Origin of the sequence: Roseomonas acroporae, assembly GCF_023223525.1 — a bacterium.
Lineage (GTDB): Bacteria > Pseudomonadota > Alphaproteobacteria > Acetobacterales > Acetobacteraceae > Roseomonas_E > Roseomonas_E acroporae.
Genome location: NZ_JALPRX010000139.1, coordinates 21581 through 30871, shown reverse-complemented (window position 1 = coordinate 30871; position 9291 = coordinate 21581). Strand labels below are relative to the sequence as shown.

Here is a 9291-nt window from a genome sequence, read left to right as displayed (position 1 = left end):
CGTGACGGTGAGCTGACCGGCAACGGGGCGGGCGCCGGCCCGCCCATCCCTCGCCACGACATCCCGCACACGCCGCGGTCGGCGGCAGGAAGGACAACGCCATGGATCCGCTGCGCAGGCCCGATCCTGCCCTGATCGCCGTCTGCCTGCTGGCGTGCCTGGTGGGCACGACCACCCACGCCGCGCCAGCCATCGGCGCTGCCACCGGCTGGGCTGCCTGCCGGACGCCCTCGAACCCCGCAGCGTCGCCGACCCTCGGGCAGGCCACCATGCGGCCCGATGGCACGATCGTGCTGGACCAACTGCGCTTCGAAGGCGCCGGGGGCGTGGTGGGGCACCCGCCGCCCATGGTGTATCCCCCCGGCCACCAGGAGTACGCGGCGCTGCTGCGCCATCTCGGCGGGCTGCGGCCCGGCGAGGGCAAGCCGATCCCGCCCTGCGAGTAGGCGGCGACGGCCGCATCGGCCTACAGCGAACCGCAGTCCGGTTGGGACTGCGGTTCGCTGTCGCTCGTTGTTCCCGGCGCGGATTCACGCCGCCGGGCGTGTCCGCCCGCCGGCGATCCGCTCTAGAGCCGTTCCGGCCTGACTGTATCAGGCCGGAACGGCTCTAACCTTTTGGTTTTTCGCATTTTCCGGGTCGCTGGGTAGTACACCCAGCTTGAAAATGCTCTAGCAGGATGCCTATCCGGACAGGCCGATCTCCACCCGGAGCGGGCCGCGTCAGTCGCCGGTCGCCGTATGCGGTCCGGGCGGGACGTCATAGGGACGATCGACCGACCCCAGATTGCCATGCAGCCGGTTCAGCAGCGCGAGCAGCGTCGCCTGCTCCTCAAGGGTGAGGCAGGAGACCAGCCGGCGCTCCCGCTCCAGCGCGACGACCATGGCCCGATCGTGCAGCAGGCGGCCGGAGGCGGTGAGGCTGTACAGGCGCCGCCGCGCGTCGCCGCCGGGGGTGCGGGAATCGACGAGCCCGCGCTGGTCGAGGAAGCTCAGGCTGCGGCTGACCGCCGCCTTGTCGAGTCCGACCATCTGGCAGATCCGGCTGGCCGCGATCCAGGACTCGCCCGCAAGGTATGAAAGCACCCGCCACTCGTTGATGCCGACGCCGAAGTGCTGGCGATAGAGATTCGACGCACCACGGGAGAGCTTGTTCGAGAGGATCATCAGCCGAGCGGGCAGGTAGGTATCGAGATCGAGGACAGACGAGCCGCTCGCGGCTGCCGCCTGCGCGCCGCCGGTCGCCTCCAACACCAGTGCGTCCATACCAATCCTTAAGAATTCATCAAAATCCGGGCCGGCCGCCGAAGCATGGCGTCACGCCATCCGGGCGTCGAGAGGCCTGCGTCGCAATCGTTATGATTCTTCCCAGGTATGACATTCCTGCGCCACCCCCTCCCCCGGATCGCCCGCCGGTTGCAGCCCTCGGGCCGCCGGCCCCGGCCAGGGGCCGGCTTGGGCAAAGCGACGCCTTTCGGGCATGCTGGGGCGGAACAGTCCATTCCGGAGGAGTGCCGCATGAAGACCCGTGCCGCCGTGGCCTGGGGCGCGAACCAGCCCCTGACGATCGAGACGGTGGATCTCGAAGGCCCGAAGGCAGGCGAGGTTCTGATGGAGGTGATGGCGACGGGCATCTGCCACACCGACGCCTACACGCTGTCCGGCCTCGATTCCGAGGGGCTGTTCCCAGCCATCCTCGGCCACGAGGGCGCCGGGATCGTGCGCGAGGTCGGCGCCGGCGTGACCAGCGTGCGGCCCGGCGACCACGTGATCCCCCTCTACACGCCGGAATGCCGGCAGTGCAAAACCTGCCTCAGCCGGCGCAGCAACCTCTGCACCGCGATCCGCGCGACGCAGGGCAAGGGCGTGATGCCGGACGGCACCAGCCGCTTCGCCTGCGATCCGGCGCACGAGAAGCCGCTGTTCCACTACATGGGGTGCAGCACCTTCTCGAACTTCACCGTGCTGCCCGAGATCGCCGTCGCCAAGGTCCGCGAGGACGCGCCCTTCGACAAGATCTGCTACATCGGCTGCGGCGTGACCACCGGCATCGGCGCGGTGATCTACACGGCCAAGGTCTGGCCCGGCGCCAACGTCGTGGTGTTCGGCCTCGGCGGCATCGGGCTGAACGTGATCCAGGGCGCGCGCATGGTGGGTGCCGACCGCATCATCGGCGTCGACATCAACCCGGCCAAGGAGGCGATGGCGCGCAAATTCGGCATGACCCACTTCGTCAACCCGAAGGCGGTGGGCAACGACAAGGTGGTGCAGGCGATCCAGGACCTGACCGATGGCGGCGCCGACTTCTCCTTCGACTGCACCGGCAACGTGAACGTCATGCGCCAGGCGCTGGAATGCTGCCACCGCGGCTGGGGCGAGAGCATCGTCATCGGCGTGGCCCCGGCCGGCGCCGAGATCGCGACGCGGCCCTTCCAGCTCGTCACCGGCCGCGTCTGGAAGGGCTCGGCCTTCGGCGGCGCGCGCGGGCGGACCGACGTGCCGAAGATCGTCGACTGGTACATGGAGGGGAAGATCAACATCGACGACCTGATCACCCACACCATGCCGCTGGAGCAGATCAACCACGGCTTCGAGCTGATGGAGAAGGGCGAGAGCATCCGCTCGGTCGTGGTGTTCTGACCCCGCCGCCCCGGCGCTGCCGGGGCATGATGCGCGGGCACCGGCACCCGGCGGCGCCGGGCGGGTGGCACCGGGGCCGGCACCTGCGCCAACCCGGCCGATCGCCGGCGCCGCGTGGCCGGCCGGCGCCCGGCGGCCCGGCCGTTCGCCCCGGCCGTTCGCTATGCCGCCGCCGCCCGACGCCCGACGAGGTAGCGCACGCCGTCCGGGCCGACCGTCTCGGCATGCGGATGGCCGGCGGCCATGGTGAAGACCTGGCCGGCGCCGTAGCGGTCCTGCCGGCCGTCCACCGTCAGGGTGATGTCGCCGTCGAGCACCAGCGCGCGCACCTCGAAGGGATGCGCGTGGGGCGGCGTCGCCCGGCCGGGCTCCAGCGCCTTCACCTCGACCCCCGTGAAGCCGTCGCGGCCGAGCGCCGCCTCGAAAGCCGTCGCGTCCATCCCGGTCCTCCCGTCCCGTTCCCCGGCCGGCAGAGGAGGCCATGCCCGACGGGGGACTGTCCATCGCCGCGTGGCCGGCCATGCGTCGCCGGGAGGCCGCCCGCGCCGACGGCGGCCGGTGGGCACGCGATGAGCACCCGGTGGGCACGCGGCCCCGCCCGTACCGCGACGGCGGCGCCTCGGCACCCGGGCAGCCCCGCCGTCCTGGGCCTCAGCGCAGGTAGTCCCGCTCCAGCGCGCGCAGCCGCGCATCGCCCTGCAGGTCGAAGATCTCGCCGACCGTGGCGATCTCCCCCTCCACCCCGGCGATGCCGCCCTCGGCCAGGATGCGCCGGAAGGTCGCGCGCATCGCGGCGACGGCGGCGCGCACGGCGTGGTTGCCGCAGATCACCAGCCCGACCTTCTCCAGCGCCGCGATGTCGGCGAAGGAAAGCTGCGGGTAGCTGGTCGGCACCAGCACCAGCGGCACGCGCCCCGGCCAGGCGCGGCAGAAGGCCAGGATCTCGTCGGGCGTCCTCTGCTTGCTGTGGACCAGCACCGCGTCGGCGCCCGCCTCGGCATAGGCCTTGCCGCGACGCAGCGCCTCCTCCAGCCCGAGCCCGGCGATCAGCGCCTCGGTACGCGCCACCACCAGCATGCCGCCGCCCAGGTCGCGCGCCGCCGCCACCTTGCCCTGGAATTCCGCCATCGGCACCAGCTCCTGCCGGCCGCCGGGGCGCAGGCTGCTGTCCTTGGGGAAGGTCTTGTCCTCGATCACCACCGCGGCGACGCCGGCGGCGGCGTAGCGCGGCACGGCATAGGCGAGGTTCACGGCATTGCCGAAGCCGGTGTCGAGATCGGCGACGACCGGCGCGTCCTGCACCTCGCCCATCGCCCGCATCATCTCCAGATGCGTGCCCATGGGCAGGATGCTGGCATCGGGCACGGCGTAGGAGGCCGAGAGCTCGAAGCCGCTGCCCCAGACGGCGTCGAACCCCGCCTCGGCGGCGAGCTTCGCCGCGAGCGGGTTGTGCGCCGCCATGGCGAGCGCCGGCCGCCGCACGTCCAGCCTTCCACGCAGCCGCGCCGCCTTCGACATGCCGGATTCCATGGCTCCCTCCCCTCCCCGCCTCGCCGCCCATGCCGGCCGGCGGGGCAGCCGGCGGATGATGGCCGGACCGATCCGTGGGCGGAAGCCGAACGACCCGCGACGCGCGCTCCCGCATCGGCGGGCGGTCCGGCCGGGGCGGGCGCCGGCGGCGGGTGCCAGGGCATACTCAAGCTGGGTGCCCTCACCCGGCGACCCGGAAAATGCGAAAAACCAGAAGGCTGGAGCCGTTCCGGCCTGATACAGTCAGGCTGGATCGGCTCTAGCGGCGGCGTGTCAGGCTCAGCCGCTCCGGCGCCCCGCCCGTGGCCGCGGCCCGCAGTTGCGCCAGCACCGGCTCCGGCCAGGGCACCACCCGGCGCGCCGCGAGGTCCACGCACAGGAACAGCGCCTCGTTCTCGGCGCTCAGCCAGCCTTCCGCCGCATGATGCATGCGATGGCGCAGCAGCAGCCGCTTGGCGTCGCAGGCGAGCACCTCGCTGTCACAGTCCAGCGGCATGCCCTCGCGCACCTCGCGCCGGTAGCCGACCCAGTTCTCGGCGGCGAAGGTGCCGAGCCCCGCCGCGCGCAGCCCGTCACCGAGGCCGAGCGAGGGCCAGAGCCGGTCCGTCGCCAGGTCGAACACCACGAGGTAGTAGGCGAGGTTCATGTGGCCGTAGTGGTCGACCCACTCCCGCCGCACCCGCGCGAGCGCGGCCGCCTCCCCGCCGGGCGCGGCCACGCTCAGTGGATCTCGTCCATGCGGTTCAGCGCGTCGCGCAGCGCCTCGACGGAGAAGTTGGAGGAGCGGCACAGGTCCAGCACCACCTTCTCGCGCCGCGCCACCAGCTCGATCGCCTCGGGCAGCCGGCGCACCGCGTCGGGCGGGATCACCACGGCGCCGTGCCGGTCGGCATGCACCACGTCGTCGTGCGAGCAGTGCATGCCGTGCACCTCCACCTCGCGCCCGTAGTCCACGATATGGACATGGGCGTGCGAGGGGCCGACCGAGCCGGCCAGGAGCTGGAACTCCGGCGCCACCATGTCGAGGTCGCGGATCGAGCCGTTGGTGACGCAACCGAGCGCCCCGAGCGCCTTGTGGACGGCGGTGTTCACCTCGCCCCAGAACGCGCCGGTGCCCGGATGCTCGTCGAGGTCCTCGATCACCACCACGGTCGGCATCTCGGCATCGCCGACGTAGCCGTACCAGCCGATGCGCGCGGCCCGGTCCTCCTCGCGCGACCGGCCGGAAGGCGCCGCGGCGCGAATCGACCCCACCCGGGCGAGGCCGCAGATCGGCGAGAGCGCGTTGTTGGCAACGACGAAGGGGAGCACCGAGAAGCCGCGCCCCCGCCTTGCCGGCACCGCCACCTCGAGCGCGTTGCAGACCGTCGGCGTGTCCCACTGGCGCAGGAAGTCCAGGTCGGCCGCCGAAAACGGACGTTCCATGTCGTCGTCCCTCCAATCCCGCCAGGATCGGGGAGGCCTCGTTCGCGGTCAAATCCTTCCGGCGGACGGGCCGGCCGGGACGTGACGGACAGCACAGCCTCAACAGGCGCCGCCGGATCGGCTAGGGTCGGGCGCGGCCGGTGATTCGGCGCCCGCTTCCCGCCGCACCTCCTGCCCCGCTCGCCGATGCCACGATCCGGCCGGCGGAGCGGGGCCGGCGGAGCGGGGCCGGCGCGGCGGACCGGCCCCGCCGGCGCCGCCGCCCGGGCGGTGGCGAACCGAGGCCGCAACCACAGCTCACCCCGCAGGGTTATGCCGGTGCCGGCAATCAGGCCCACGGCAGCCCTGCGCACCGTCACAAGCAGACCGAGGAATCCCAGATGCGTGCCTTCAGCGGCCAGTTCTCCGATGCGAAGCCGATCCAGCGCTCGAGGGAGGAGAAGAAACGGCAATTGGCCGACCTGCGACAGGCCCTCGCCACCATGAAGGCGCATGCCGCGCCGGCGCTGCGCGCCTCGCTGGCCGCCAAGATCGCGGCGCTGGAAGGCGAGTTGCAGGGCGGCCAGAAGGGCGGCACGACCCGCGCCTGAACGGGTCGGACGAGGCCGGTGCGCGCGCCGGCCCGGAATCAGGCGGGGTGGCAGCCGATGCTGCCCCGCCGGCCCGGCGGCCACCGGCGCGAGTGGGCGCGTGGCGCCGCCGGATGGCCCCGCCGGATCATGCAGGCCGCCGGAGCCGGCCCCGGCGTGACCGTGTCAGGCCGGAACGGCCCCGGCCGCCGATCCAGCGGCATTTCCGAGCCGCCGGGTGCGTCCATCCGGCCCGGAAATGCTCCGACTCCCTGCCCGCCGGCCCGTTCAGTGCCGCCGGCCGGCCTCCCCATCCCCGGCTCCGACGGACCGCGCCGCCGCGGGAAGCCGCGTGCCGGCAGCGGCCGGACGCCCGGTTCCCGACGCCGTGGAGCGACGCGCGACGCGGGTATCCCGGGCGCGCGGCCTGACCGGTCCGCGCCCGCGCGGACCGGCACGATCGGCGCCGGGTCTCAGGCGACGTGCACCGGCGAGCCGGCGGGATCATGCAGGGCCGGCGCGGCGGGCAGCGGGTGCTCGCGCAGGACGTAGCCGCGCCCCCAGACCGTGCCGATCATCTCGCCGGCGCCGAACCGGGCCAGTTTCTTGCGCAGCTTGCAGATGAAGACGTCGATGATCTTCCCCTCCGGCTCGTCCAGGCCGCCGTAGAGGTGGCTCATGATCGCCTCCTTGGTCAGCACGGCGCCGCGGCGCAGCAGCAGCAATTCCATGATGGCGTATTCCCGGCCGGTCAGGCGCACCGGCACGCCTCCCACCAGCAGCTCGCGCGAGCCGAGGGTGAGGCTGAGCGGCCCCGCCTCGAGCGTGGGATGGCTGAAGCCGCAATTGCGCCGGACCACGGCCTGGATGCGGGCCAGCAGCTCGGCGCGGTCGAAGGGCTTGGTGACGAAGTCGTCGGCACCGAGGCCGAGGCCGCGTACCTTGGCCTGCGGCCGCGCCAGGCCGGAGAGGATGAGCACGGGCGTGGTGCTGCCGTGGGCGCGGAGCTGGCGGATCACCTCGTAGCCCTCGATGTCGGGCAGGCCGAGGTCGACCAGGATGACGTCGTAGTCGTAGAGCGCCGCGACCTCCAGCGCCTCCTCGCCGGTTGCCGCCACGTCCACGGCCATGGTGTTGGACCGCAGCAGGACCGTTGTTCCCCGGGCGACGACAGGATCATCCTCAACCAGAAGAACGCGCATCCAGGTCTCCTAACCTTCGTCGGGCGCGATTCAGCCACGACACCCGCCTATAGGGAAATCCATTCTTATCAATTCCCGCTCAGGTTGTCAGTCCGGCAACCATGGACGGATTCGTGTCGATCGGCACCCGACAGCAGACGGCCCCGGCCACCGGGCAGGACATCCGGGGCCGGTTCGCCGCCGCCGCCGCCGGCATCGGGGCGGTGCCGGCGCTGTCCCTGCGCGGCGAGGTCGCGGCGATCCGCGGCAATGCCGTGGAGATACGCGGCCTGGCCGGGTTCGCCACGATCGGCCGGCGGGCCGCGCTGCCGGCGGCCGGCGATCCGGCGGGGATCACGGTGGAGATCCTGGGGTTTCGCGACGGCGTCGCGCAGGCGGCGGCCTTCGGGCGGCTGGAGGGCGTCTCGCCCGGCTGCCCGGCGCGGCTGCTCGGCACGGACGGGCTGCGGGTCGACGATGCGTGGCGCGGCCGGGTGATCGACCCGCTCGGCCAGCCGCTGGACGGGCGCGGCCCGCTGCCGCAGGGCCGGTTCGCCCGGCCGGTCCGCGCCGCCGCCCCGGCCGCCGGCACGCGCGCCCGGCTCGGGCCGCGCCTCGACCTCGGCGTGCGCGTGCTGGACGCCTTCACCACCTGCCGGGAGGGGCAGCGCCTCGGCCTGTTCGCCGCCTCGGGCGTCGGCAAGTCCAGCCTGATGTCGATGCTGGTGCGCGACGCCGACTGCGACGTGGCGGTGGTGGCGCTGGTAGGCGAGCGGGGGCGGGAGCTGCGGGAGTTCGTCGAGGACGATCTCGGCCTGGCCGGGCTCGCGCGCAGCGTCGTGGTCTGCGCCACCTCGGACGCCACGCCGCTGCTGCGGCGGGAGGCCGCCTATGCCGCCATGGCCGTGGCCGAGCATTTCCGCGACCAGGGGCAGCGCGTGCTGCTGCTGATGGACAGCGTGACGCGATTCGCCATGGCGCTGCGCGAGCTGGGCCTCGCGGCCGGCGAGCCGCCGGCGACGCGCGGCTACCCGCCCAGCGTCTTCGCGGAGCTGCCCGCCCTGCTGGAGCGCGCCGGCCCGGCCCCCGGGGACACGCCCGAGGGGGCGCGCGGCTCCATCACCGGCCTGTTCACCGTGCTGGTGGAAGGCGACGACCACGACGAGCCGGTGGCCGACGCGGTGCGCGGCATCCTGGACGGGCATGTGGTGCTCGACCGGCGCATCGGCGAGCGCGGCCGGTATCCCGCGGTGGACGTGCTGCGCTCGCTCTCGCGCACCGTGCCCGGCTGCCTCGCCCCCGAGGAGCACGCGCTGGCACAGCGCGCCCGCCGCATCCTCTCGCTGCATGCCGACATGGCCGAGCTGATCCGCCTCGGCGCCTACCGCGCCGGGACCGACCCGGCGGTGGACGAGGCGGTGCGGCTGGCCCCGCGCCTGGAGGCCTTCCTGGCCCAGCGCAAGGACGAGCGGAGCGGCATCGCCCTCGCCTTCGCCGGTCTGCGGGAAGCACTCGATGGCGCGGCCTGATCCGCTCGCGGTCCTGCAGCGGCTGCGTCGGCACGAGACGCGGCTGGCCCGGCTGCAACTGGCCGAGCAGTCGGCCCACGTCGCGGCGGCCGAGGCGCGGCGCGGGGCCACCGAGGCGGCGCTGCATGCCGAACTGAGCGCCGACCCGTCGGCGCTGTCGCCCTGGCTGCCCCGCTGCCTCGCCGACCGGACACAGGCCGCGCTGGAGGTGGAGTTGGCGGCCCGCCGGCACGATGCCGCGCGCCGGGCGCTGCTCGCCGCCCGCACGGCCGAGAACGCCCTGGAGAGGTTGTCGGAGGCGCAGCGGGAGACCGCACGACGCGGCACGCTTCGCCGCCAGCAGGCCGCGCTGGACGAGGCGGCCTCGGGCGCCGCGCGCGAGGGCGCGATGGGTAGGCGGGAAATGTGATGCCCGGGG

11 protein-coding genes are annotated in these 9291 nt (G+C 73.5%); 5 read left to right on the top strand and 6 right to left on the bottom strand.

All coding sequences use genetic code 11. The features are described 5' to 3' along the window. Positions 1 to 101: 101 nt before the first annotated feature. The gene (locus M0638_RS25430; protein ID WP_248669764.1) at positions 102 to 446 is read left to right on the top strand and encodes a hypothetical protein; all 345 of its coding nucleotides are present in this window, start codon (positions 102 to 104) and stop codon (positions 444 to 446) included. Positions 447 to 722: 276 nt separating this feature from the next. Here the strand turns inward: M0638_RS25430 and M0638_RS25425 are convergent, their stop codons facing one another. Next, positions 723 to 1265 carry a MarR family winged helix-turn-helix transcriptional regulator gene (locus tag M0638_RS25425; protein ID WP_248669763.1) on the bottom strand — a complete coding sequence of 181 codons (543 nt, stop codon included), beginning with the start codon at positions 1263 to 1265 and terminating at the stop codon, positions 723 to 725. A 252-nt stretch (positions 1266 to 1517) separates the two neighbouring features. Here M0638_RS25425 and M0638_RS25420 point away from each other — a divergent pair, with 252 nt between their 5' ends. Next, on the top strand, positions 1518 to 2639 hold the full coding sequence (locus M0638_RS25420; RefSeq protein ID WP_248669762.1) for an S-(hydroxymethyl)glutathione dehydrogenase/class III alcohol dehydrogenase: 1122 nt from the start codon (positions 1518 to 1520) through the stop codon (positions 2637 to 2639). A gap of 161 nt (positions 2640 to 2800) precedes the next feature. Here M0638_RS25420 and M0638_RS25415 read toward each other — a convergent pair whose 3' ends face one another. From M0638_RS25415 to M0638_RS25400, 4 genes are all read right to left on the bottom strand, one after another. Further along, positions 2801 to 3079 carry a cupin domain-containing protein gene (locus M0638_RS25415; RefSeq protein WP_248669761.1) on the bottom strand — a complete coding sequence of 93 codons (279 nt, stop codon included), beginning with the start codon at positions 3077 to 3079 and terminating at the stop codon, positions 2801 to 2803. Positions 3080 to 3290: 211 nt separating this feature from the next. After that, positions 3291 to 4169, bottom strand: coding sequence for a phosphonopyruvate hydrolase (locus M0638_RS25410; RefSeq protein ID WP_248669760.1), 879 nt, complete (start codon positions 4167 to 4169; stop codon positions 3291 to 3293). A gap of 259 nt (positions 4170 to 4428) precedes the next feature. Further along, positions 4429 to 4887, bottom strand: coding sequence for an acyl-CoA thioesterase (locus tag M0638_RS25405; protein ID WP_248669759.1), 459 nt, complete (start codon positions 4885 to 4887; stop codon positions 4429 to 4431). A 2-nt stretch (positions 4888 to 4889) separates the two neighbouring features. After that, positions 4890 to 5594 carry an RraA family protein gene (locus tag M0638_RS25400; RefSeq protein WP_248669758.1) on the bottom strand — a complete coding sequence of 235 codons (705 nt, stop codon included), beginning with the start codon at positions 5592 to 5594 and terminating at the stop codon, positions 4890 to 4892. Positions 5595 to 5974: 380 nt separating this feature from the next. On the opposite strand from M0638_RS25400, the gene M0638_RS25395 reads away from it, so the two are divergent. Continuing rightward, the gene (locus M0638_RS25395) at positions 5975 to 6184 is read left to right on the top strand and encodes a hypothetical protein (protein ID WP_248669757.1); all 210 of its coding nucleotides are present in this window, start codon (positions 5975 to 5977) and stop codon (positions 6182 to 6184) included. 452 nt (positions 6185 to 6636) lie between these two features. Here the strand turns inward: M0638_RS25395 and M0638_RS25390 are convergent, their stop codons facing one another. Then, positions 6637 to 7365, bottom strand: coding sequence for a response regulator transcription factor (locus M0638_RS25390; RefSeq protein ID WP_248669756.1), 729 nt, complete (start codon positions 7363 to 7365; stop codon positions 6637 to 6639). A 101-nt stretch (positions 7366 to 7466) separates the two neighbouring features. Here M0638_RS25390 and M0638_RS25385 point away from each other — a divergent pair, with 101 nt between their 5' ends. Both M0638_RS25385 and M0638_RS25380 read left to right on the top strand, forming a co-directional pair. Then, positions 7467 to 8873: a FliI/YscN family ATPase gene (locus M0638_RS25385; RefSeq protein ID WP_248669755.1), complete on the top strand. Its 1407-nt coding sequence runs from the start codon at positions 7467 to 7469 to the stop codon at positions 8871 to 8873. Continuing rightward, positions 8860 to 9282, top strand: a complete 423-nt coding sequence (locus tag M0638_RS25380) for a hypothetical protein (RefSeq protein WP_248669754.1) — start codon at positions 8860 to 8862, stop codon at positions 9280 to 9282. The genes M0638_RS25385 and M0638_RS25380 overlap by 14 nt, the downstream gene beginning before the upstream one ends. Positions 9283 to 9291 lie beyond the last annotated feature (9 nt).

Bases quoted from the DNA above. Each gene is read 5' to 3' on its own strand.
- M0638_RS25430 (WP_248669764.1), top strand. From the start codon at position 102: ATGGATCCGCTGCGCAGGCCCGATCCTGCCCTGATCGCCGTCTGCCTG.
- M0638_RS25390 (WP_248669756.1), bottom strand. From the start codon at position 7,365: ATGCGCGTTCTTCTGGTTGAGGATGATCCTGTCGTCGCCCGGGGAACA.
- M0638_RS25385 (WP_248669755.1), top strand. From the start codon at position 7,467: ATGGACGGATTCGTGTCGATCGGCACCCGACAGCAGACGGCCCCGGCC.
- M0638_RS25380 (WP_248669754.1), top strand. From the start codon at position 8,860: ATGGCGCGGCCTGATCCGCTCGCGGTCCTGCAGCGGCTGCGTCGGCAC.
- M0638_RS25400 (WP_248669758.1), bottom strand. From the start codon at position 5,594: ATGGAACGTCCGTTTTCGGCGGCCGACCTGGACTTCCTGCGCCAGTGG.
- M0638_RS25395 (WP_248669757.1), top strand. From the start codon at position 5,975: ATGCGTGCCTTCAGCGGCCAGTTCTCCGATGCGAAGCCGATCCAGCGC.
- M0638_RS25410 (WP_248669760.1), bottom strand. From the start codon at position 4,169: ATGGAATCCGGCATGTCGAAGGCGGCGCGGCTGCGTGGAAGGCTGGAC.
- M0638_RS25420 (WP_248669762.1), top strand. From the start codon at position 1,518: ATGAAGACCCGTGCCGCCGTGGCCTGGGGCGCGAACCAGCCCCTGACG.
- M0638_RS25415 (WP_248669761.1), bottom strand. From the start codon at position 3,079: ATGGACGCGACGGCTTTCGAGGCGGCGCTCGGCCGCGACGGCTTCACG.
- M0638_RS25425 (WP_248669763.1), bottom strand. From the start codon at position 1,265: ATGGACGCACTGGTGTTGGAGGCGACCGGCGGCGCGCAGGCGGCAGCC.